We start from the raw sequence: 24,645 nt of genomic DNA on the forward strand, positions 1-24,645 counted from the left end.
GACCATTGCATGGCTACAGCGTTTCGTTCGGGAGGCAGGCGGCTTTAATCGCAAAATTTGGCGCCGAGCATTGGAAACATCTAGCGTCCCTTTGTTAGGAAATCCTTAAGCAGGAACGGGGGAGAAGAGCGTCAACCGGCAACAAAAGCTCTCGGGAAGAGATGCTCAATTTCTCGACCAGCATCTTGGATGCAGCTTAGTTCTGGCGCGATCGTCTTGAGTTACCATCTATGAACCCCTCATCTCGAAATGCATGGCTAGATGTGCTACGGGCAATGGCGATCGTGTTGGTGATTAACTGCCACACCGCAAGCACACACGCGCACCAGTTTGGCCCGACGACATGGACCAGGGTTTGGGGAATCGGTGGGCACGGGGTTGACCTTTTTTTTGTGTTAAGCGGCTGGCTACTTGGTAATTTGCTCTTCAGGGAACTAAAACGTACGGGAAGAGTGCAGCTCACGCGTTTTTGGGGGCGTCGCTGGCTTCGCACGCTTCCAGCCTATTACACTGTGTTAGTCCTCACACTTGCCCAGGCGATATGGCAGGGCCGATTCGAATGGCGGCAAATGTCGTTCTTTGTGTTTTTTCAGACATATATTTTCGAGTCGCAGCCATTTTTTGGTGTCAGTTGGTCCTTGTGTGTGGAAGAGCACTTTTATTTAATCATTGCGCCGTTAATTCTAGTTATTGGTAAGCGTAGGCATTTAGGGCTTGCGTTTTTTTTTCTAATGCTTGGAATTCCTGTGCTGTTACGTGTTTATGGTCTCTACGAACACCGGAATCAGACGCACGTCCGCCTCGATCAATGCGCATCAGGAGTAGCTCTCGCGTACTTTTTTGTCTTTTATCCCGTTGCGTGGGGACGGCTAAAGCAATCTCTGCCAGTTCTCGCATTGATCGCATTGGCCCTCGCGACAGGTCTCGTTCTTAACCGTGTTGGCGTCATCTCGATGCCGGAACGTTTGGCATATTTCACGTTTATTAGTATGGTTCTTGTTCTCTTTTCTGAATACGGTAGGTGGTGGCAATCCAGAGCGCACCATCCACTGATCTTGTATCTCGCGACTCGTTCGTATTCTTTGTATTTGGTTCATATTGAGGCGATTTCTCTTGTAGACAAGATTCATATCGAAAACGCCCTTGCTAGGTGTGCCGTAATCTGGTTTTTTTCGCTCCTATGTGCAGAATTGCTATATCGATTGATTGAGCGGCCAGGAATGGAACTGCGCGGCAAGATGTCTACGCTCCGCTCGGAGCATGCCCCAGTGCCAAAGCAGCCAATCGAGCACGAAAGTCACGGAAACGTTTCAGCGAATTTAATTGAGACAACCCGTAGCCGTTAAGGCGAACTAGGGAAACTGTAGGGCGACGCGGCGCCCCCAGAGTAGTGAGGGTTCCCACCGTGTTGCCGTCCTTGCACGTCGTGTGCATTAGAATCATCAGCTCGCTGTCGGCTAACAATGTTGCTTCAATCTACATCACCATCGAAGTTCGCGCATCCACAACTTGCGATCGTAATCCCGCTGAAATCCAAGAGGGTGGCGCGAAACTGGGATGTGACTTGCCAGGCGCTGCGCAGGACTATTGGGTCACTCTCCAATCAGTCCATCGACCGTTTCTCCGCGATCGTCGTCGGACACGAACCTCCCGAACTTCCCGAGAGACGATTTTGGAGATTTCATTCGCTCGAGATTTCGATTCCAGAGCTTGCTGCCGGCGGGGACTATGGTCGCAGGAATGATTTCGACCGTATTCTGGATAAAAATCGGAAGATCGCCCGCGGGGTACAATTACTTTCGTCGAAAACGCCAAGTCATTGGTTCTATCTGGACGCAGACGACGTCCTGGATTCGGCGTTCGTGGAAACCGTCCTCAAGATCGAATCCCCCGGATGTATCGTTGACGGCGGCTACCAGATTGATGCCAACAACCGCCGCGCCATTCCAAATTCCAATCTCTCGGAGATCTGCGGCTCGACATGCGTTTTGACGTCGGATGTGATGGAATTTCCCGCCTCCTTGGAACCGGATGAAATCACGAGGATCCCTTGGTGCCGCTATCCGCACAGTCGGATGGATGAGTTCTTTTCTCACGAACTCGGTCGGCCGTTCCAGAGATTGCGTCAACCCTTGGTCGGATACGTCACCGGTCACGGTGACAACTGTAGCGATGAATTCCGTTCTGGTATTTCAGCCAAATTTAAAAATTGGATTAAACCACGGCTCCTGGGGCGTCACCAGGAGCAATTGCTGAGGGAACGCTTTGGGATGGAATGTTCTGACTGACACGGGGTTTTTCCTGGAGCTTGGCACCCGGCTTTCACTCATCCGCAACGTGTTAAACTGCTCCTCGCGATCCGAAACATGGATCGCTCTCGTCCACCTCGAAGAGTACTGACAACGTCCCTGCAATCCTATGTCAACCCGTTCAAACATTATTGAAGAGTCTGACGACGCGGAACCTGACGCAGTGAACACGGAGACGACCAAAGTTCGTTTGAAACCCGAAATCATCTTGCGACACGGTGGAAAGTCCTATTCGGGGAGGACCGTTTCACTGCCGGAGTTGACCGGGGAAAAACTGAAGGATCTAACCTTTCGCGAAATCTCGTTTTTCTCAGGAGAGGGGGCTTCGCCACTTGTGGCCTCGCTTGCTGTTACTTGCGAAGATGATGGGAATCTCGTCAAGTTTGAAGCATCCCTCAGGAACCCGTTTCCAATGGACCACCCTGGTGGCAATTGGGATCTCGGCGCCGAAGGTAACGTTGTGATCGATGAGTTTGCGATCGTTTTTCAAGTACATGGGGGTGAGGAGCCAGAGAAGTTTCATTTGGAATTGTTAGACGACGGCCGTACGATTCAAGCAACTGACAATCTGTCGATCTTCCAAGCATCCAGTGGCGGAGAGAACTGGGACAGTCCAACTCATTTCGATCATCGCGCAGAAGTTGCTTTGCCATTCCGCGGGTATCAGATACACGCCGATGAAAAGCGAGTTGAAGGGCATCGCGCGGATCCGGTCCTAGGCATAGAATTCCGGGCAAAGACTTTCTCAATCGCGCAGCGAAATTTCTGGCAAGATTTCCCATCTTCCCTTTCGGCAAGCAACGACACTCTTAAATTGGGGCTCTTTCCGCAAGAAGCGTTGCGCGGACACGAGTTGCAGGGTGGTGAGCAAAAGACCTTTGAATTTGCGGTCCACATCTCAAGCAACGCATCACAAATGCGGATTCAGGAATTCGCACAGTCACGTGATCTCGTCCCCACATCTACTGGATTTACAAGATGTCGCGAGTGGCCGTACTTGACGCAGGCATCGCCTCAAACGGACCCCCGTTACCAAGCTCTCGTCAATCTGGCCATCGAAGGCGACGATTCGTTTTTTGAGAAGCGAGAGAAAATCGACGAATATGGTTGGCGGAATTTTGGAGATGTCTACGGCGACCACGAAGCGATTTATCACCGTGGCGATTCGCCATTGATCTCGCACTATAACAATCAGTACGACTGCACGCTGGGGTTTGGGATCCAGTATCTACGCACCGGTGACACGCGTTGGTTGGACTTAATGCTGCCGATGGCGGATCACGCCTGGGACATCGATACCTACCACACTGACCAAGACAAGCTGCTCTACAACGGCGGACTGTTCTGGCACACCTATCACTACGCCGATGCGCATACCGCGACCCATCGCAGCTATCCCAAGCAGCTTCGCGTCAGCCAGTCGTTCGAGGATGGCCAGGATCTGGAGGAGCTCGGCGAAACCGGCGAACAGCTGACGAAGAACTACGCGATCGGTGGCGGTCCGGCGGCATCGCACAATTACAACACCGGCTGGATGCTAGCGTACTACTTGACCGGAAAGGAACGCTACAAGGAAGCAGCCGTTAACGCCTCCGACTATGTAATGCGAATCGAGGATGGCTCCAAGACGCCGTTCAAGTGGCTTTCGCGGGCAGACACCGGCTATTCGACTTGCAGCAGCGAAGGGTACTACGGTCCAGGGCGGGCCTCGGGAAATTCGACGCATGCACTATTGACCGGTCATGAGCTGACCGGGAATCGCAAGTATCTTGATCGGGCCGCAAAACTGATGCGCAGAACGGTGCATCCGAAACAGGATCTCGGTGCCCTCAATCTCTTGAACGCTGAGTTGCGCTGGTTCTACACGATGTACCTGCAAGTACTCGGACGCTTCGTCGACTACAAATTCCGACTCGGCGAGCGCGATGATGACTTCAAGTACGCGGTTGCGTCTCTGATCCACTATGCCGACTGGATGGCCGAACATGAACGGCCGACACTGTCGGCACCCGAAGAGCTGCAGTACCCCACCGAGACCTGGGCCGCCCAAGACATGCGGAAGTGGCACGTCCTTCAGCACGCGACGCTTTACCAGCCCGATCCGGAAAAGCGAAGGAAATACCAAGAGAAGGCGGACTTTTTCTACAATTACTGCGTCGACTATCTAACCGAGTCGCCCACCAAGTCGCTGTGCCGACCGGTCGTGCTGATGCTGAATTTTGGTTGGCAACGCGATTGGTTTCTCGCCCATCCTAGCGAGCTGAGGATCGATCGTCCGATCGAGAAGGATTTTGGCGAGCCGCAGACATTTGTGCCCCAGCGAACGATTGCGATCCGGCGATTCAAGCAGTTGGTGGTTGCCGGTGGTGTGGGATTCGTGTTGCTGGTGCTGGCGTTATTGCTTTGGGCGTTTGGCGTTTTTTGGGGGTAGCATGCGCCGGTCGCTGACGCGTCCCGCTGGTATGGTGCCGCTCGCGTGCGGTGGGCATCCCAGCACGCGGCGTGAGCCAGTGGCGCATGCTCCTTTCTTCGGAAGATTTTCAGTTCAATAGTAGCCCTTGCGTGGGATGGGGGCTATCTTGGGGGCTCGGGAGCGTGTGGGTGGAACGTCACCCCTTCCGTGCGTGCGGATGAGCGCACTTCGGTGCGTTTCTGGATGCTACGTGGCGACTTCAGTGTGCATCCCGTTTCATCGGACCACTGCGTCCTGATGAGGCAAGTCGTTGGGCGTTGTCGCCCACCGTGAACGAGATCGATTGCAGGAAGATTTATCATGTCGGTACTGACTGGGACTGAGATCGAACAAACGGTGTTGGATTGCATGACGCGGTTGAACGAACTGCGTGAACCGCAAGATCGGCTCGCAGTCGCTCCCGACGCTCCGATCTTCGGAGGCGACAGTCCGCTCGATTCGCTCGGACTAGTCACCCTGATGATGGACATCGAAGATGCCCTGGCCGAACGTGGGACCGAAATCAGTCTCAGCGACGCGCAAGCCATGTCGCAGCGGCGAAGCCCCTACCGAGATGTGCCGACACTGGTTGGATTTATCGAAGAGAAGCTAGTGGCGAGTGGCTAGTGCGTTGTCAACTTTAGATTTTTGGGTTGCGTCGGTCGCATGAATAAGGGGGCAGGTACGATTGGCACGGGCATCAGTAACCAGGAATTCAGCAACCGTTGGTGTCTAGCCTTCAGAGACCGTCCAGCTTTAGGCGATCGCTTTTCGGATGTACGATGGCCCTTCCGGGCCGTCGCCCGTGGGGCTCTGCGCGACGGCCTAGAAAGGACGTCGTACACCCCTCCGCCGACCACCTCTCACCCATTCGGTCAGATCATTCAAATTTGTCGCGTTTCGCGCTAGCCTTAAGCTGCACGGTCTCTTTAGGCGATTCCCGGTCGCTGCGACGCAGCGAGAATGGACGGCTAAAGCCTGCACACCAACGCTCTTGCCCGTTTTTTCTCGCCTCTAGCAACTAGCCTCTCTACCCATGTCTGATCGCATTGTTCTGGTGACGGGGTGTAGCCGGGGGATCGGGCGGGCGCTGGTGGATCACTTTCTCGCCGCGGGTGAGACGGTGGTGGGGTGCTCGCGGTCGGAGATGGTTTTGGATTCCGATCGGTTTGTGCACTTCGAAGTCGATTTGACAGATCCCGATGCCGTCGGCGGGATGATGCGGCAAATTCGCTCGCGGTTCGGGCGACTGGATGTTTTGATCAACAATGCCGGCATGGCGTCGATGGCGCCCGTGGCATTGCAACCTCCGGCGACGTCTCGCAAGGTGGTCGACCTAAATCTGAACGCGGTTGTCGATGTCACTCACGCCGCCATCCGGCTGCTCCGCCGCGGTGATCATCCGCGGATCGTGAATTTTTCCACCGTCGCCGTCCCGTTTCGTCTGGAAGGCGAAGCCATCTACTCGGCGACCAAGGCCGCGATCGAACAATGGACCCGTGTCCTGGCACGGGAGCTGGGCGAGTTGAAGATCACGGTCAACGCCGTCGCGCCGACTCCGATCCGAACGGATCTGATTCGTGGCATCTCGGAAGAGAAACTCGCGGAACTGATCGCTCGTCAGGCGATTCACCGCTGGGGCACCGTTGAAGATGTAATCAACGTGATTGACTTCTTCGTCAGCCCGCGCAGCGATTTCGTGACCGGACAAGTCGTTTACTTGGGAGGAGCGGGATGAACTCTTGGCAACAAACGTTTGCCGGTCATGGTGACCATCCGGCGTTCATCGGCGGCAGCGACGATTCGCGGGTGACTTATCGCGAACTCGCCGAATCGGTTCAGCGATTGTGCCGCGAAATGGCCGATGCCGGAGTTGACGCGTCTTCGGTGATCGGATTTCCGGGACAGTATTCTCAATCCAGTCTGGCGATGTTCTTCGCGGTCGCCGATCTGCATGCGACCGCGGTGCCACTGCCCGAAGGGGCTGACGAACGGGTTGGTCGATTGCTGGAGATCGCGTTGGCGACGCACGGGGTCGGGGATGATTGGGTATGTCTTCCAGTGTCGCCAGCAGCGGGAGAGACCGCCAACCCCTCACCCCCAACCCCTCTCCCCTTAAAAGGGGCGAGGGGAGCCAGTTCTCCACAAGAAGTGGTGGATCAGCAAGCATCACATGCATTGTATGAATCGTTGCAGCAACTTGGGCATGCGGGCTTGGTGCTCTTCACCTCCGGGACGACGGGAGATCCGAAAGCGGCGGTGCAGGACATCGATCGGTTGCGGTTGCGGTACGCGCAACACCGTGACGTCGGCAAGATGCTGGCGTTCATGCAGATGGACCACATCGGCGGCATCAACACGATGCTGTACGTCTTGACTCACGGTGGCACGCTGGTTGTTCCCCGAACTCGGTCACCGCAGGACGTTGCGGCCTGCATCCAAGAGCACCACATCGAAGTGCTTCCGGTTTCCCCCACGTTTCTAAACTTGATGCTGATCACCGGCGTGATCGATCAATACGACCTTTCATCGCTTCGCCGCGTGACGTACGGATCCGAACCGATGCCCGAGAGCGTCCTGAAACGTCTCGGCGAGGCGCTGCCCGGTGTTGACCTGTTGCAAACCTACGGGACGACCGAGATGGGGATCCTGAAGTCCAAATCCGAGAGCAACGATTCGCTGTGGATGAAGGTCGGTGGCGACGGCTATGATACCAAAATCGTCGACGGGCGACTGTGGATCCGCGCCCACACCGCGATGCTGGGCTACTTGAACGCACCGTCCCCGTTCGACGAAGACGGCTACATGGACACCGGTGACGAAGTGGAAGTCCGCGGCCAGTGGATGCGTGTGATGGGACGTAAGTCGGAATTCATCAACGTCGGCGGCACAAAAGTCTCGCCGGTCGAAGTCGAAAGCGTGCTGTTGGAAATGCCTTGTGTCTGCGAGGCCGCGGTCAGCGGAATGGCGCATCCGTTGATGGGGCAGATCGCCAAGGCCACGGTCAGGTTAAACGACGGTTCAACACTCGGCGAATTCAAGAGCCAGATGAGAAAGTTTTGTAAGGACCGGCTGCCGCCTGAGGCGATCCCCGTCAAGGTCAGCCTTGCCAAAACCTCCATGGTCACCGATCGATTCAAACGCGCGAGGGGATAGAGTTTCTAGTGGCTAGAAGCTAGTGGCTAGAATTGAGGCTGCGGGAGAATCATTTACGTAGAGTTGTTTCTTGAATTTCAGGGGGGGGCGAAATGTCATACGAGAATCTTGACGTGTGGAAACGATCGAAGCTGCTGGCGGTGACGCTTTATCGTGCGACGGCGAAGTTGCGTGACTTTGGATTCCGGGATCAACTAACTCGAAGTGGTCTTTCCGTTCCTTCAAACATTGCGGAAGGATATGAGCGTGATAGCGATGCCGAGATTGCTCAGTTTTTAAAAGTCGCGAAGGGATCGACGGGTGAACTTCGCACTCAAATCCTCATTGGAATTGACGCCGGATTCCTTCCGTCCGGCGACGCGGAGACATGGACGGACGAAGCCAAACAAATCGGACGGATGCTCGCGGCCTTGATTCGACGCCACAAAGCCAAAGCCTCTAGCCTCTAGCCTCTAGCCTCTAGCCTCTAGCCTCTAGCCTCTAGCAACTCGTGCCTCCTGAACCCGTTCTCCGTCGCCTCATTAAGTTCGCCCTCAACACGACGGCGGCCGTTCTGGTCGCTCCGTCGGTGTTGGTTTGTTACTTGGAGACCAAGCGGGGACCGGGCTACGAACGGTTCTTCCACGGTTGGGGACAGTTTTATGCCGTGATGCCGGGGCTGTTCGGCATGTGTCTGCGACGGGCGTTTTATCGTGGGACGTTGACCGATTGCAGCATCGATTGCCAGATCGCATTCGGCGTCCTATTCAACCACCGCGAAGCCATCATCGGCTCCGAAGTCTACATCGGCCCGTACGCGTTGATGGGCAGAGTCAAATTGGGGCGGGGCAGCTTGATCGGCAGTCGATCGAGTATCTTGAGCACGGGAGAGCACCATGTGATGGATGCCAATGGCCGCTGGACGACGCCCGATAACCTGGCGTTTGAAATCACGGAAATCGGCGAGTACTGCTGGATCGGTGAAGCGGCCATCGTGATGGCGGGCGTGGGCGACGGGGCGATGATCAGCGCGGGCGCGGTCACCGCGACGAAGATTCCCGACCACGTGATGGTCGCCGGCAATCCGGCACGGTTTGTCAAACGATTGATCGAAGACGAGCTAACGGAACCGGCAGAAGGTGGCAAATCCTTGGGAGCGGTGAGCGGTTAGTCGAACCGGCATGCACAGCATGCCCTACGATTCGTCTTCATCATTCTGCCCCGAATCATTCTGCCTTCCCCTCCGACACAAAGCCCACCCACCACACCGACTAGCAACTCTTCCTCCCCATGCAAATTCCTTATCAACCCTGGATCGACTGGCTGAAAGTCCTCGGGATGGCGGTGATCATCTTCGGCCACTCCGGTGGTCACGCGTTGATTCCACCCATTTTCAACCCGATCAATCTCAAGCAACTGGGCGTTTGTTTTTTCGTGTTCGCCACCGCGTTCACGCTGGCCAATGAGACGCGGCGACCGCTTCAGGTCCTCTACAACCGCTACTTCGAGGTCTTTGTCCTCGGCGTGTTACTGGCGATGTTTGTCAGCGTGGTCAAATGGTTCCGGGTCGGCGACCTCAACGAATCGAACTACTTGCCGTTCGTCTTGGGGCTGAACGTGTTTTGGGAAAACGCATTTCCGGCGAATCCGACGACGTGGTACGTTGGGACGTATATGCACCTCTTGGTCGCGTGGGCGGTCGCCCTGCGTTTCTTGCCGACTCGTTGGTACGTCTTAGTGGGACTGTTGCTGGTCGAGGTCATCGTCCGCAGCGTCTTCGTCTACCAATCCAACGATTTCAATGCCTACATGGTATTCACCAGTTGGTTGAGTGTGTTTTTCATCGGGATGTATTTTGGGCGTCTTGCCGGAGACACTCGCAACGCGAATTCCCCAGATTCAACGCCCGGGCCCGCGGCGGCTGACGACGCCAAGCTTCTGCCTTCGATTTCACCAACTGGCCGCCGAATCGCAATCTCGCTGACGCTTGCAGCCATGATGTTCGGATGGCTGGCGATGGTCCGGGGATGGGGCATCACGAAGAGCAATCCGTTCGGCAGGATTTCGGTTGGCGACGATGTGACGACGTCACTGGTGACCTCGCTGGCCGTGACGGTGGAGTATCTTGTTTACACACTTCTCATCTACGGATTCTTTGTCGGAATACCGGCAAACCGCTTTGTCCGCTTCCTGTCACAGAACACGCTGTTCGTCTTCCTGGCCCACATGCCGTTTCGCGATGTGGTCACCCCGTATTATTATCCACTTTGGTCCGGTGGCTGGACACGTCAGGTTGCGAATTTTTTCATTCTGTTTGTTTTGCTCGCCTGCATCTCGCACGTCATCCGTCACATCCTTGGACTGACTAAGCTGCGCAAACAAATCGGCAACCGGCTGTTTGGCCAACGCCACCTGTAACAAGCAAGCACGCTGTAGTGGTTCGTCTGGCGATCAATGAAACGATGCGGGCCCAGGCAGGAATTGCCCAACGGGCATCAACAACATAGCCTGGGGTCAGCGCGGACCTGGGGTTACGCCCGGATTCGCTGGGGCTCATCCGGCCTCACCCCAGGCTACGTTGTTGATCGCCGTTGGCGAACCGGTCATCCCGAAGGGGATGCCAGCAAGTAGCCGGCGGTTGAGCGCAGCGAAGAAAACCGCCAGAGTCGAAACCAAGCGGCAACACGACCCTGACGCGCATCGCAGAAATCGCTGCGACCCCGTCGGGGTCAAGGTGGGATTTCGTCTACGTGTAAGATGGTGCGTCAAGGGCGACCACCGGCTACTGGCTTGAACCCCTACCGAGGTAATGCATGACATTGAGCAGTGCACGCACCGGTACGGCATGCGCCGCATGCTGTACAGACTGCGGAGCCATCAAGACGCAATCGAGCCACGAATGTTGGGCGGTCCGACATCCGTGGGTACGCCTTGCCATCCGTGGGATATTCGTTCTTTCGTGATGGGGTTTTCTCTCACCAAGCGACATGCCAACCACTTCTGTCTCCGGGCGCAGGCTGGGAATGATTGGTGTTGGCCGTTAGCATCACGAAAGCATGGTCTGCATGCCGACCGGAAACCTTGAATGATCGTATCGCCTATCCACTCGCCGGCATGTACAGCATGCCCTATCTGCTTTGAAATTTCTCGTATTCTCTGACGATTGGGGGCGGCATCCGTCGAGCTGCCAGCACTTGATTCGGCAATTGCTGCCCGAACACGAGGTGACTTGGGTCAACACGATCGGCATGCGGCCGCCGCGGTTGGACTTGATCACCGCACGACGCGGGTTCGAAAAGGTCGCTGGCTGGATGCGTCGCGAGCGACGGGAGAGGGAGTTTCAAGTTTCAAGTTCCAACTTCCAAGTTGTTGAATCCGAAGTTCAAGTGCCTAGTCCCGCGCCCCAGGTTGGCAGTAGCGATCCACAGGTTTTGGGAACTCCCCCCGCCACTCCCTCCTCCCTCCTCCCTCCTCCCTCCTCTCCCAAAATCATCGATGCGAAGATGTGGCCTTGGATGTCGCGGCGTTGGGATCGGTGGTTGAATCGAAACTTGTTGGCGAAACAATTGCGTGATGCGGCCGAGGGTGCGGTAGCGATCACGACGATCCCGATCGTAGCGGATTTGGTCGGGAAGCTGCCGGTAAAGTCGTGGGTCTATTACTGCGTCGATGACTTTTCAGTGTGGCCGGGGCTGGACGGCAAGACACTCGGCCGGCTGGAAGACGAACTAATCGCCAAAGTCGATCGCACCATCGCCGTCAGCGACCACCTGGTCGACAGCCTTGCCAGCCGGAACTGCCACGCCGAACTCCTCACCCACGGCGTCGACCTCAACTTCTGGCAAAACGAGCGGCTAGACCCGAGTGGTGAGAGCCTAGAAAGAGAAGTGGCTGAAGGCGGCAAAGAAGCTAGGAGTCAGACCAGACCACCGGCTCGCGACTCGCGACTCGCGACTCGTATCTCTCCCGGCTACTTGGAACCTGGAACTTGGAACTTGGAACTCCCGTCTCCTGACTCTCCCTTGATCCTCTTCTGGGGTGTGGTGGATCGGCGGATGAACGCGGAGTGGGTGTTGGCGTTGGCGGATTCGTTGGACGCGGGCAAGATCGTGTTGGCCGGTCCCCAGCAGGATCCGGATCCAAGGTTGTTGGGGCACACGCGCATCGAGATGCCCGGTTCACTGCCGTTTGACGAGCTGCCCAAGCTGGCTCGCGCGGCTGAGGTGCTGATCATGCCTTATGCGGACTTGCCGGTCACGCGAGCGATGCAGCCGCTGAAACTGAAGGAATACCTGGCCACCGGGAAACCGGTCGTGGTTGCACCGCTGCCGGCGACGGAAGATTGGAAGGCGTTTTTGCAGGTGGCCGGTGACGCACAGGAGTTCGTCCGGATGGTGCATGAGAGAGTGTCTGGCGAGGGCGACGAAACCGGTGACGCTGAACGGGGGCAAGAGCTGTGCCAACGGCTGGAAGCGGAATCGTGGCAAGCGAAGGCGCAGCGGTTGCTCGAGTGGATCGAGAATCCGGTTGTTGTGGAATCTTGAGGGGCTGTCGGCTTAGTGCTTGGTAGAGGGAACCACGGAGATCACGGAGGAACGCAGAGGGATCGGAGTGGTGTTCCGGCCCAGATGTGTTGCCCCTCACCCCCAACTGCTTTCCCCAAAAAACGCTCGACGCTTCGCGACTTCGGCGTTTTGTGGGGAGAGGGGAGTCAGTGTATTTATTAGAGATCCGGTATAAATAATATCGACATCTCACCAAAATCCGCTCCACCAAGAGTCAGCTCTGACAAGGACCCGTTGCCGATCAGTCAATCATCGAGTGGCATCAGCAGGGGGCGGGGGAGAGCTCGCCGGCACTGATGGAACGGAAACATGCGCCGGGGCGACAAAATGCCGCATATTCGCGTCTGGGAACTCAGTTCGATGCCACCCCTCTGGAGTACCGCACGCAAGCGGATGTTCGAATCGTATTCAAAGTTTGGACGCGTCGATGTGATTCTGGCGAAATTTGGTCAAAACCCTTTTATTGCGGGTATTCTCACTGAAAAACGCAGTTAATCTACTGACGTGGGGAGGATGAACCGACCGCGCATTTGCTTTCAAACGTGCAGTTCTAGACGCTCCATCACGAGGAGTAATCAACTATGGAATTTGAGTCAAACCAACCTGTGAACGATCCCAAACGCGACGCCGAAGAGACGAAGGCGGTTGCCCGCACGGGCAATCAAAGCCGTCGCTTGCTGATCACCGCCGCGATCGCGACTCCCGCGATCATCGCCACCAGTGCGCAGACGGCACGGGCAGGTGGCACCACCCAGTCTTGCACTTCCGCTGCGTCCTAGTTTCTTGATGGAACGGTGGGTCGTCGTTGGCGATGATGCTGTCATCGAACAGCTCTCTGAAACAGCTTGGGCTGTTTTCAACAACAACTACTGGGATTCGGCCGTTTTAGGGCCGATCGACATGGCGGTCTATAATCTCCTCCGACAGAATGTCGTTCCCCTCTCGACAACCTCTCTGGTCGAATCTCTCGTTTCTGACGCGGATGCGGATCAACGCGATTCGCTGTCTGATTATTGCGTCGAGTGCCTTAGACAGATGGAAACTTTGGGATTGGTGTATGCAGTCGATCGCGAACGAGCCTGAGGCGGTTCTGTGAGCGAGGTGTTGTTGAACACTTCCACTTCGGACGAAACTTTGACCACCGGAACGAACCGCGTGTTGATCAAGGACGTCGTTGTCTCGGACATTTCGACGCGGTTACGAAACGAGGGGCTGGGGTTTCGCTTTGGCCCCTATCAGTTTCGTGTTCGTAGCGATCTGAACATCATTGCGGAGGCGATTCACGTCGTGCAGGCTCATCGGGCGTTCCGCCCGCCGGAAGACTTGCCCGACTTTACGCTCGATTTTCAGGCGGGCAGCGAACGGTTTCACCGCGCGATCATCTGCAGCGTCGATGGCGTGATCTGGCGGACCTGGCCAAGACGTCTTTCGGTTGCCGCAATGGAATGGGTGACCAGTTGGTGCTTCTTTCGCCAGTCTTACAATCATCTGGCGTTCCATGCGGCGGCGGCTGTGGTTCCGGGCACCGACCAAACGATCGTCTTTCCCGGCAATTCTGGCGCCGGCAAGAGCACGCTCGCCTCGACCCTGATGCTATCCGGTTGGAAACTGCTGAGCGATGAAACGGCACTCTTTGATCTGGAAGACCAGCGGGTGTACGGACTCGGTCGGCCGACGATCCTGAAAGGTCATTCGTTGGATTTGATCGAGTCACGATTTGGCGATCGAGCCGTGTTTGGCCCCCGGGAAAGAATTTTGGATCCACCGAGCGCCATCGCACACTTGCGCCCCACACCTGAATCGGTTTCGGCGGTGGGATCGACGTTTCCAATCGGAGCATTCGTGTTGCCCAGCCGGTCGAGTGATCCCTCGACACCCTGTCAGCTTGAGCGACTTTCCATTGACGAATCCTTTGTTCATCTCACCCAGCTTGGCATCAATTTTCGGATGATGGGTCGCCGCGGTTTCGACGATACGATTCACCTGGCACGCACCGTACCCGCGTATCGATTGCATTACCACGACGCGGGCGACGCGGAGCGGTTTTTACGAGAGCAGAACCTCTTTTCAAGCGCATCACCGGCAGTCGTTAAGGAGCCCGTGTCGGCTGCCGAGCAACGATCGGCTGTTGAAGTTGTTGGGGCATCAAACGAAAACGCGCGGTCGAGCCAGGTGATCGTTTCTTCGGGCGACGCCAAAAAACTGGAAACCGAACGCGATCCGGCGGAGTTGCTGCGTCTGGTCAATCGTCTTCGCGAAGATGCAAGTATTTGCCGAGAGTGGGATTTGCGAACTTGGGACCGCGTGATTCGCTTTGCCAACCATACCTCATCACTGGCGCAAATCTCCCATGATCTTCATTGTGGCGGCTTGGTGGAATACTTGCCTGTCGGTGTTCGCGCACGGCTACAGCGAGAGAACTGGCTGACGGCGTTCAATCATCGAATCATTCGCTACGAGACCGCTGCCGTTGGCCGAATCCTTGCGCCGCTACAAGTTCCGTTGGTGCTACTGAAAGGGAGTGCGTATTTGACCGCGGGATGTGAGTGGGCGGCCGGACGCACGACCAACGACATCGACTTGTTGGTTCGCGAGCAGGATTTGGATGACGTCGATCGTGCACTCCGTCGAAATGAGTTTGCGCCCAATGAGTACAACAGTGATCGCGACGAACGGTATTACCGCCGATGGTTGCACGAGTTGGCTCCACGAAGCCACGTCTATCGTCACATCGAGATCGATTTGCATTTCCGATTGCTGCCATTCGGCGACCCGTATTCTTTCCCGGTCGACGGGATGATTGACCGGTCCCGACCGATACCTGGAACGCCCTATTCTTGGCTCGACCCTGTCGATTGCGTTTTGAATTCGATCGTGAATCTGGGGCACACCGGCGAGTACCGGCGTGCGTTTCGTGACTTGTGGGACCTGCGGTACTTGGTTGAATCGTCTGGTGGCGAGACGCCGTTTGACTGGGAGGCACTCTCGAGTCGAACGGAGCGTTATGGGCTTGCCAAGACGGTTGGGAACGTGCTTGCGCTGGCCGCTGAATTGGTCGGGCTGGAATTGCCGCCGGGATGGATGGAACAGACGACGGGGGCGTCGATCGAATCGATTCGCAGCCGGCGTCTGTACCGCATGATGAGAACCGCATCGATCCCCGATGGACGGGCCTATCGATCGCGCCGTCGCCGCACCGCAATCTGGTTCCTGGAGCACTACCCGCTGCCCAAGATCCGAACCTGGTTGGATCCACTGACCTGGACCAAACGGGTGAAGTTTATCCAGGGAGGGTAGTGGCGGTAGATGCCGGTACGCACCATGCCAGCACGTGGCGTTAGCCAGTGGCGCGTGTTGCTTGGAATGTTTCAACGCGCCGCTCGCTCACGCGTCCCGCTGGGATGGACTCCATGAAACAACCATTACGAGCCAACTCTCAACCGCGAAACGCGCTGATGAGTGCGCTTGTGTTGGGCCCGTTCTTGCTGACGCCGTCGTTGGGGCTATTTCAGAAGGTCGATAGCGTCTGGTCGCCGAATGTTCGTCATTGACGCTACTGGTTGCGGCCGCCAAGTAAAGTGGTGCCGGTTGCTCGTTCGTCGCGTGCTGATCGATTGAATTTACAATGGATCGGAATGGAAGCCTGGGGGAGATCCCATTTGTCAATTTGGGTAACAATGAGATGAAATTTGTAGCGATGTGGGTTTTGCTCGTTTTGGGGACAGTCGCCTTCAGCGGATGCAACTTCCGTTCGAACAACTCGGAAGCTGATGTGCGAAGCGTTCATGCGAAGGGGACGCAGGAGCCAAATGTTCCAAGGACGGAACCGGTCAGCGAAGGGACGGTGTTTACTTCGGCCATTTCCACTCGACATTTCTTTCCGGATTTCAAATACATACCGATCCCAGACTTCCCCGGTACGTTCGCGATCTGGGGTGCGTCGGGACGCGATGATGCTGGAAATCTCTACCTTGGCGTTTCGACGGTCTGGACTCCGGATGCCCCCCAACCGTCAGCCCGCGTTTTCCAATTGTCCGCGGGCGGCACGGTAAGAGAACTCGGCGATGTGGTTTCGCATCTCAAAACGGCAGGCGTGTATCGCGAGCGAACCCACAAGCTGGACCGTGGCGGCCACATCCTTCCTGAAGACTCGGATGTGGAGCCGACCCTTTGCCGCGAGTCGCAGTTGAAGGTCCATTCCAAGTTCGTCCAGATGGATGACGGAAAGGTCTACTTCGCGTCAATGGATGAATGGGGTGAAAAGGAAGACGGGTCACAACTGCCTCATTGGGGTTCCCACCTTTGGGCGTATTCACCCGAATCGGATCAGTGGGAACACCTGCACCAGATTCCCGAGGCAATGATCGCGGTGAGTGGCGTCGGCCGATATCTGTTTGCGTTGGGATACTTCGACCACACGGTCTATGTCTATGACACAGTAAGCGGGCAGTTGAATCGAACACAAGTAGGTTCCGTCGGCGGGCACATCTCACGAAACCTGATTTCGGATCGGCATGGGAACGTCTTTGTCCCTCGCGTCGCTGCCGATTCAACAGCCGATTCGGGGTACGTCGTGGAGTTGGTTCAACTGGATCACGAGCTGAACGAGATCTCGTCATTCAAACTCGATCACTATCCTGTGACGCCTGACTTTTCATCGCACGGACTGACCGGCTTGGCATTTCTCACCGGGGACCGAATTGCCTTCACGACATCGGCGGGCTTCCTCTACCTGATCAAAGCAGAATCGGGTGAGCCCGCCGAAATCGAGGCGATTGGATGGTTCCACCCCGACGGTGAGTCCTACGCGGCTTCGCTTTTTCCATTGGATGGCGAACGATTTCTGTGCGGAGCTGTCAAATACCAGAACCGTGAGCAATGGGTCAGCTACGATCTGGAGTCTCGGACATCGGTTTCGACTCCGTTGGAAATCAAAGGCGTTCCCGAACATGGGATGAATTCAACCTTGCTGTATGGCAGCAACACCCGTGTCGACGACGGCTCATGCTTTGTCGTCGGTGCCTACAAGAATCGAGATCGTTCAAGACAGTTGCCGCTTTGCATCAAAGCGGGGTTCCCGCAATCGACGAAGAAACAGGTTGATCTGGCGGGCTCTCGGCTTTCTGGCTCGGCTGCGTCAAAGCTTGCCAGCCAATTTCGGACTGAAGAAATTCTCAGCGAGTTCGTTGATGATAATCTCCGCCATTGGCTGCGGGCATCTCCAACGGACAACGGTTTTCTGCACCCCAACTTGGGCGAGGACTGGGAGCGAACGCCAGCGGATTGGGCGAACGGAACTTCTCAGGGCCGTGGGGTCACCGTGCTGTGCGAAGGAGCTCTCGCTACACGAGAACCCGGCTTTGTGAAGGCCGCCGTCCAATCAGCAAACTTCTTGCTTGAACGCTTTGGCCCCAACGATCAGCGTGAACACTGGTGCGTCCAAGTCTCGCCGAAAGGACAGGCCCTTTCAGATGGGCACAACACCTACGACGCCGCGTTCATCATCTTGGGGCTTTCCAGAGCCTTTGAAGTGACGGGAGATCCTCGCTACTTAAGCGCCGCTCGAAACTGTCGCGACGAAGTCTTGGCCCATCATGCGCATCCCGATGGCGGGCTCTACTGGAAACTTAATCGAGACTTCGAGAACACCGCTGGTTTGAACCAAAACCCGATCATGCATTTCTTTGAGGCATGCTTGTCCGTGCATGAAGCGTCCGGCGATCCGTCTGATCTTGATCCCGTCACCGCAATCGGCGAATTCGTTCTCAGTCGACTTGTTGAGCCAAACGGCAACCATATTCCTGAATACTATGAGATGAACTGGAACCCCACCCAAGACGGCTACATTGACCTGGGCCACCAGTTCGAGTGGGCGTGGTTACTTAGTCAGGCTCACCATCAAGGGTGTGAGAAACGTTATCTGGATGTTGGGCAGCAAGTGTTGGATTACGGTCTGCAAATTGGGTATGACAACACAGAGGGCGGGATCTTCGCGGGGGCCGATTACGGATCGAAGGTTACCAACCGGGGAAAAGGGCTCTGGCAACAGACCGAGTGCCTTCGAGCGATGGTTCGGTACGCTTGTCAGCATGGTCGCGAAGATCTCTGGCCCAAAATCGACCAAAGCTGGGAGTTGTTAAAGAGAGAGTTTGCCGACGAACAGTACGGTGGGTTCGTTTCACATCCGGGGCAGCGTCAAAAAGGGTCTGTGTGGAAGTGCGGATATCACGAGACGGGTTTGTACAAGGAGATCCTATTGCAGCTGCGACTGTCTCAGTAAATACGAGCGACCCCGACGACGGCCCATTTCCAACGGTCTGTCCTCGATCGTTCTGTCCCGAATCATTCTGCCTACCGATGCCGAATCCCGGGTTTCGTTCGCGATCACGACCTCGATCGGCTATCTTTATCGTCTCGTGCCGAGCGTTAGCGGCTCGGCACAGGTTATTCGGTAGGTTGGTTCCGTCCCGACGGCGAGTCTGATTGGAGCAAGACGTTGCACAGAAATTTGAACTTGAAATCGCCGACGTCCCGGAGCATGGCATGAAAAGCGTCCTGCTGTCTGGTTCCAACACGCGTGACGACCACGGGAATCTGTACCTGGTCGGCGGCTGCAAAACCGCCGACGGGGCGCGGCATCTGCCGCTTTGTCTGCGCGTCGGTCTCTTGATTCCAGACGGCGAGAACGGTGTTTGATTCTGACCGTCGTCGTCGCCGCATGCTGGGGCTGTTGGCGATCGCCATGCTGTCGCTGGCGATCTACGGATCGTTCTTGCCGATGCGATACGTGCCGACAAGTTGGGCGGAGGCAACGGCCGAGTTCAAATCGCTGCCTTGGTTTCATTTGGGAATCTATCGACGTGCCGACTGGGTGGCGAACGGATTGATCATTCTGTTGCCCAGTTTCCTGATGTCCGGTGCGATCGACTGGGGGCGATCGACCCGCTGGCCGCTCATGCTTTTCTCGCCGCTTGTTGTGGTCGTGTGCTGTGCGGTCGCAGTGGCCATCGAATATTGCCAGGCGTTCTTTCCGATTCGCACGCAATCGTTGAACGACCTTTCCGCTGGCTGTGTCGGCGCGCTGCTCGGTCCGCTGGTCTATCTGGTGCTTGGGCGCCCGTTTGCCAGCGCGGTATTTAAGCTGCGCGACGCGGAATGGTCACAGAAACTTCGCTGGCTGATCGTTGTGTTTGTGTTCTTGAATCTGGCGTACGCGGTGATGCCGCTGGATTTGATGCTGCAGCCCTCTGATTATGTGACGAAGTATCACGCGGGCCGGATCATCTTGTTGCCGTCGATGAATGGATTGGATTCGCCCGATTTGATGATGGTTTTGTTTCTTTCGCTCATCCGCGGGGCGATTCTGGCGGCCATGTTTTCGGTGTGCTGTGGGACCCGAACCGCGGTGCTGGGGACCATTGCGTTTGCCTTGACCAACGAAGTGTTGCAGATCCCGGTCTTCACACGATTCGCTTCTGCATGGGAGGTCATTGCGGCGACCGCGGGGATCCCGGTTGGGATTGCCGGTGCGCGACTCGTTGGCAAGACGAAATTTTTGACGCATGCTTGGTTTTGGATCTCAGCAGGCGGTTTGGCGCTCGTGCTGATCACGGTGGGGACACTCGGGCGTTCGACCGGCTGGGTGGAATCTGCCGAGGCGGTCCAGACGGCGTGGGGGCATTTCTGGGACTGGCCGTTGGCGAAGTACTACTTCACGTCGGAATTCGAGGCGGGGTCCAATGTGGTTGCGAAGCTGGGGCTGTTCGCGATCGTCGGATTCTGTTTCGCGGTCGGTGTCTCGAAACTGACGGGGGCCTGGCGGACGGTGGCGATTGTCTGGGTTGCTATCGCCGTCGTGGTCACCGCGACGTTCATCGAAGTGATGCAGGTGTATCTGAAGCCTCACATCGCCGATGCGTCAGATATCCTGCTTTACCTGACTGGAGCGATGGCCGGTTGGCTTGCGTACCAATTTGTGTTCGGGTTGGAGACGGTGGGGGCGGAGCGAGGGTGGCAGAATGATGGGGTGGCAGGTGCGCCGGGATAAAACCGGTTTGGAATAGGAATTGAAAGTGTTCTACGAAAAAGGTTTAGCCTACCATTTCGGCCTCCAGCGGAGGTGCGACCGCGGTAACAACGTCGTGCTGAGCGTCCGCCCCGGAGGGAAACGCAGGCCAGAAATTGAGCTCCGAAATCAATGTAGTCTCGTGTGTCGACCTTGTCTGCCTATGGGGAAGACAACATCCGGTGCGTCGTTATCTCTGGCGAGACGCAACGGAACACGGCGGAGTCTGAGAACCTGTGCATGCGTGGATATTCCAAACACGAGAACCGGGAGATCCCAACAGTTCCTTGGTCCGCCCACGGGCGAACACAAGGACGGTCAGTTAACCTCTCCGAGGGTACGGCTGACATGAACGCTGATGGGAAGTCGGATGAGTCCGTAGTACCGCTGACTCAGGCGAACAAAACTACGACCGTAGCGGCGGAGTCTGATGAGGGAAGGGATCTCACTGAAGGGAAGTATTGCCGAATTGTTACCGATGCTCCGAACTCAGAGTCGGGCCAAGCATCAATTAGAGCAACACGGGAAATCACGACGGGTAGCAACGTTCTGCGCTGTGATCGTTTGACCCAACGGAGGAGCCGTATGAGGTAGTTCTTCATGTACGGATCTGTGCGGGGGGCGGCTGGCAACAGCCGTCCCTACCGCGACAATGATGGGGTGGCAGAATGATGGGGTGGCAGAATGATGGGGTGGCAGAATGATGGGGTGGCAGAATGATGGGGTGGCAGAATGATGGGGTGGCAGAATGATGGGGTGGCAGAATGATGGAGTGGCAGAATGATGGAGTGGCAGAATGATGGAGTGGCAGAATGATGGAGTGGCAGAACGATGAGGGCAGAACGATGGGGTGGCAGAACGATGGGGTGGCAGAACGATGGGGTGGCAGAACGATGGGGTGGCAGAACGATGGGGTGGCAGAACGATGGGGTGGCAGAACGATGGGGTGGCAGAACGATGGGGTGGCAGAACGATGGGGTGGCAGAACGATGGGGTGGCAGAACGATGGGGTGGCAGAACGATGGGGTGGCAGAACGATGGGGGCAGAACGATGGGAGGGGAGTCGACAGAACCGGTTTGCCCGAATGTTTTGCCCCTAAGATGCAGGCGGAAAACATGTTTCGGAGATTGAGAGTGGGATAGGCTTCCAGCCTGTCGATGCTGGAATGACAGGCTGAAAGCCTATCCCACTAGCCACTAGCCACTAGCCACTCCCCTTCCTTGTCCGCAAATCGCATTCTCGCCCTGGTCCTCTCCGCCGCCGCAATGATCGCGGCGATTGGTGTCGCTTGGCTGCATCCGGTCTGGCCTGGGGTTCAGGTCGGCATGGTGGTGGCATTCGCCGGCCTCGGCTTGTGGCGACCGTGGTGGTTCTTTGCGGTGTTTTCCGCGGCGCTGGTGATGGCCGACGCGTATCCGTGGACCGGTCAATTGGTCGTGCGGGAATACGACTCGATTTTGTTGGGGAATTTGGCCGGATGCCTGGCGGCTTGTGCGGTAGAACGAGAGGTTCAGCTCGTGGGGCCAAACATTCGCGGCAACCGCCTTGCCGCGTTCGCTTGGATGCTGCTGGGCGTCTCGGTCTTGCTCGCGTTTGTCCGTGGCTGGATTTCGTTGCCGGCAGCGCCCTGGGACGATCAATTGTCTGTTTACTTCACCCGCTGGAACGCGGTTCGCCAGGCCAAGGGGTTTGTCTGGGCGATCGTGTTTGGCGTGGTTTGCCGCTGTCTCACGACGAGTTCGGTTGTGTCCGATGGCGTCTCGCGATCGCCGGACGATTCGTCGTCCCCGCCCCCTCCGATTTTCGACTATTTCGCGGTGGGGGCGACGATTGCCTTGGTCTACGTCTGCTTGGGCGTGGTGTGGGAGCGAATGGTCTATGTCGGACTGTTCGATTTCAGCGAGGTGCACCGCGCCTCCGGTCCAATTTGGACGATGCACATCGGCGGACAGCACATTGATGCGTTGCTGGTGATCGCGTTTCCGTTGGCGTGGTACACGTTGGTTGGCAACACTGCGTCGAAGTTCCAAGTCGCCGACAGTTCAACGAAATCCACGCGCGGAATCGATCGTGTGCTGCGGCTGGGCTTCACCGTGGGCTTTTTTCTGGTGGTCGTTTACGCGACGTTTGCGACGATGTCGCGGGCCACCATTGTGATTGTGGGGGCCGAGGCGTTGTGGATGGCGGGCGTCCAATGGCACGGGAAACGCCGGGGATCGGAGGGCGGGAACCGGGGGCGATCCTATTCGACGGTCATGAGTGTGGGATTGTTGGTGTGCTTGGCCGGTCTGGCGACCTACCAGATTCCCAACGCGATCCGTTCGCGGTTTGAAAACACAGCCCAGGATTCCAGGACGCGTCTGGCGCACTGGACCAGAATTGCCAAACATGTGGTCAGTGATCCGCGGCGTTTGTTGTTCGGCAGCGGGTTTGGGACGACACCGACTTTCTTGGCGATGGACGACGGCCGGACGATTCCTCCGGCGTCCCTGCAGCAGCAAAACGGGCAACTATCGTTGAGATTGTCCGGGGGATGGCCCATGTACGTCGAGACGATGATCCCGGCAGGCAATGAAGTCGCCGTCGACGGAAACCTTGTGCGGGAGCGTCAAGACGAGGGCGAGCCGACGCGACTCGCGGTGATTCGCTCGGTCAAATCGATGTTTCAATCGTACGAGAAGGCATCGAAGACGTTTGATGTGACGGCGGAATCCGCTGAGATGAACATTCGAGTGCCGGATCCGCGGGAGATTGTCCCCCCAAAGGAAGCGGCTCCCACACTCGCCAATCTGCGACTGCAAACGCTGGCGTTTTACAATCCCGGTCCCCAGTCGGTGGTTGTCAACGACCTGACGATTGCGATTGGGGGAGGCGACAAGCATGTTCCGACATTATTTTTTACCTGTGATGATCACTTGGCTTGGCGCACGAAAAATGCGTTGCTGCAGCTCTGGCATTGCCAGGGCATGTTGGGCGCCGCCGCGGTCGTCCTGCTGGCGTTTGCTTGCTGGCCGGGACGCGACATGCCAGGCCGGGGAGCGGTCGGCACGACGCTCGGATGCATCCTAATCGGGATCGTTGCGATCGGCTCGGTGGGCAGTCTGTTCGATGCGGCCTGGATCACCGCCGTCGCGGTCGGCTGCATCGGGGCCAGCGGACGATAGGTCTCGGATCGACTAAAGTGGGATAGGCTTCCAGCCTGTCGATGCCGAAATGACAGGCTGGAAGCCTATCCCACTGATTGTTCGCTAATTGCTTCGCCCGACGCGTTGGCGAGGGGCGCCGCGTGCCCCATTGCCAACGCGTGCGGGCTAAAACCGACAGCCCGCTCGCGCTGTTCCGCTAGCAGCTTCAGTGTGTCTTGTTAGCGGCAGGGCGCGAGCCCTCCGGTCTTTCAAGCGGAAACCGGACGGCTCGTGCCGTTCCGTAAACTTCTTCAGGGCCAAAATAGGAGGTATTGGCCGCGAGCTCTCCGGTCGGAGCGACCCTATCTTGAAATCGAGACAAAGCGTTATCCGTTCCGCCCCCGCCCGAAAACTCCGCCAAAGCGCGGCAATTTTTCGACAACTGCAATCCGTTTGGCGAGATCGACCAGCAGCGGGGTGAAGATCACCGTGTTGTACAGCACCAGGATGATGGCCAGTCCCAGCAGTGCGAATTCCTGGGGTTGGGCATCGAGTGAAGCGTGGAAGAAGAACAGGTCCGACGTCAGTTGTTGCTCATTTTTCAGGCCGCGCAGATGCTCCGAGAACGGCAGCGAGGGGTACCAGGAAAAACTTCGCGGCGAATCGGGCAGAATCGCCCAGATCCCCCCGAGCGTCATCGCGGGGCCGATCGCGCGAAACCCTTTACGGCGAATGGCCGCGACCCCCAAAGCCGCTGCCCCGGCACAGGCCATGCCAACTCCAAAATGCATCGTGGTAAAGGCCATTTTAAGTCAAATCAAGTGGGTCTGGACAATCGTGCTTTGGCATCAGTGGGGCATGACGTACTTTACCAGGAGCTTCAACAAAAGTCCCGTGTTCCATGCACCATCCGGGAAATGTTGACTGGTGGCACGATGGTGTTCGTACTCTGCCTCTCCACGAGGATCTCAAGGATTGCATGTCTTGCAAGTC

18 protein-coding genes are annotated in these 24,645 nt (G+C 56.8%); 17 read left to right on the forward strand and 1 reads right to left on the reverse strand.

The window, feature by feature from the left end:
- Window positions 1-230 precede the first annotated feature (230 nt).
- The 17 genes from Enr13x_RS14735 (at window position 231) to Enr13x_RS14805 (ending at window position 23,691) form a co-directional block, all read left to right on the forward strand.
- Complete coding sequence (locus tag Enr13x_RS14735) at window positions 231-1,346, forward strand: acyltransferase family protein (protein ID WP_145387209.1); 1,116 nt, start codon at window positions 231-233, stop codon at window positions 1,344-1,346.
- 1,960 nt (window positions 1,347-3,306) lie between these two features.
- The gene (locus tag Enr13x_RS14740; protein ID WP_145387212.1) at window positions 3,307-4,740 is read left to right on the forward strand and encodes a hypothetical protein; all 1,434 of its coding nucleotides are present in this window, start codon (window positions 3,307-3,309) and stop codon (window positions 4,738-4,740) included.
- 342 nt (window positions 4,741-5,082) lie between these two features.
- Complete coding sequence (locus Enr13x_RS14745) at window positions 5,083-5,388, forward strand: hypothetical protein (protein ID WP_145387215.1); 306 nt, start codon at window positions 5,083-5,085, stop codon at window positions 5,386-5,388.
- Between the two features lie 409 nt (window positions 5,389-5,797).
- Window positions 5,798-6,499 carry an SDR family NAD(P)-dependent oxidoreductase gene (locus tag Enr13x_RS14750; RefSeq protein WP_145387218.1) on the forward strand — a complete coding sequence of 234 codons (702 nt, stop codon included), beginning with the start codon at window positions 5,798-5,800 and terminating at the stop codon, window positions 6,497-6,499.
- A complete protein-coding gene (locus Enr13x_RS14755) occupies window positions 6,496-7,917 on the forward strand; it encodes an ANL family adenylate-forming protein (protein WP_145387221.1) in 1,422 nt (473 codons plus the stop codon). Before Enr13x_RS14750 ends, Enr13x_RS14755 begins: the two co-directional genes overlap by 4 nt.
- Window positions 7,918-8,009: 92 nt before the next feature.
- Window positions 8,010-8,366, forward strand: a complete 357-nt coding sequence (locus Enr13x_RS14760) for a four helix bundle protein (RefSeq protein WP_145387224.1) — start codon at window positions 8,010-8,012, stop codon at window positions 8,364-8,366.
- A 41-nt stretch (window positions 8,367-8,407) separates the two neighbouring features.
- On the forward strand, window positions 8,408-9,067 hold the full coding sequence (locus Enr13x_RS14765) for an acyltransferase (RefSeq protein WP_145387226.1): 660 nt from the start codon (window positions 8,408-8,410) through the stop codon (window positions 9,065-9,067).
- Between the two features lie 119 nt (window positions 9,068-9,186).
- On the forward strand, window positions 9,187-10,314 hold the full coding sequence (locus tag Enr13x_RS14770) for an acyltransferase family protein (protein ID WP_145387229.1): 1,128 nt from the start codon (window positions 9,187-9,189) through the stop codon (window positions 10,312-10,314).
- 1,121 nt (window positions 10,315-11,435) lie between these two features.
- Window positions 11,436-12,440: a glycosyltransferase gene (locus Enr13x_RS14775; protein WP_197456038.1), complete on the forward strand. Its 1,005-nt coding sequence runs from the start codon at window positions 11,436-11,438 to the stop codon at window positions 12,438-12,440.
- A 602-nt stretch (window positions 12,441-13,042) separates the two neighbouring features.
- Window positions 13,043-13,240, forward strand: coding sequence for a hypothetical protein (locus Enr13x_RS14780; RefSeq protein WP_145387235.1), 198 nt, complete (start codon window positions 13,043-13,045; stop codon window positions 13,238-13,240).
- Between the two features lie 7 nt (window positions 13,241-13,247).
- Window positions 13,248-13,544, forward strand: a complete 297-nt coding sequence (locus Enr13x_RS14785; RefSeq protein ID WP_145387237.1) for a hypothetical protein — start codon at window positions 13,248-13,250, stop codon at window positions 13,542-13,544.
- 51 nt (window positions 13,545-13,595) lie between these two features.
- Window positions 13,596-15,758 carry a nucleotidyltransferase family protein gene (locus Enr13x_RS14790; protein WP_145387239.1) on the forward strand — a complete coding sequence of 721 codons (2,163 nt, stop codon included), beginning with the start codon at window positions 13,596-13,598 and terminating at the stop codon, window positions 15,756-15,758.
- 113 nt (window positions 15,759-15,871) lie between these two features.
- Window positions 15,872-16,012, forward strand: a complete 141-nt coding sequence (locus Enr13x_RS37970; protein WP_197456039.1) for a hypothetical protein — start codon at window positions 15,872-15,874, stop codon at window positions 16,010-16,012.
- A gap of 293 nt (window positions 16,013-16,305) precedes the next feature.
- The gene (locus Enr13x_RS14795; protein WP_197456040.1) at window positions 16,306-18,741 is read left to right on the forward strand and encodes an AGE family epimerase/isomerase; all 2,436 of its coding nucleotides are present in this window, start codon (window positions 16,306-16,308) and stop codon (window positions 18,739-18,741) included.
- Between the two features lie 263 nt (window positions 18,742-19,004).
- Window positions 19,005-19,157, forward strand: a complete 153-nt coding sequence (locus tag Enr13x_RS37975) for a hypothetical protein (RefSeq protein WP_197456041.1) — start codon at window positions 19,005-19,007, stop codon at window positions 19,155-19,157.
- Window positions 19,150-20,508, forward strand: coding sequence for a VanZ family protein (locus Enr13x_RS14800; RefSeq protein ID WP_145387245.1), 1,359 nt, complete (start codon window positions 19,150-19,152; stop codon window positions 20,506-20,508). Before Enr13x_RS37975 ends, Enr13x_RS14800 begins: the two co-directional genes overlap by 8 nt.
- 1,239 nt (window positions 20,509-21,747) lie before the next feature.
- Window positions 21,748-23,691, forward strand: coding sequence for a hypothetical protein (locus Enr13x_RS14805; protein ID WP_145387248.1), 1,944 nt, complete (start codon window positions 21,748-21,750; stop codon window positions 23,689-23,691).
- Between the two features lie 347 nt (window positions 23,692-24,038).
- Here Enr13x_RS14805 and Enr13x_RS14810 read toward each other — a convergent pair whose 3' ends face one another.
- Window positions 24,039-24,458, reverse strand: coding sequence for a hypothetical protein (locus Enr13x_RS14810; protein ID WP_197456042.1), 420 nt, complete (start codon window positions 24,456-24,458; stop codon window positions 24,039-24,041).
- Window positions 24,459-24,645: the final 187 nt, after the last annotated feature.

Origin of the sequence: Stieleria neptunia (genome assembly GCF_007754155.1) — a bacterium.
GTDB lineage: Bacteria > Planctomycetota > Planctomycetia > Pirellulales > Pirellulaceae > Stieleria > Stieleria neptunia.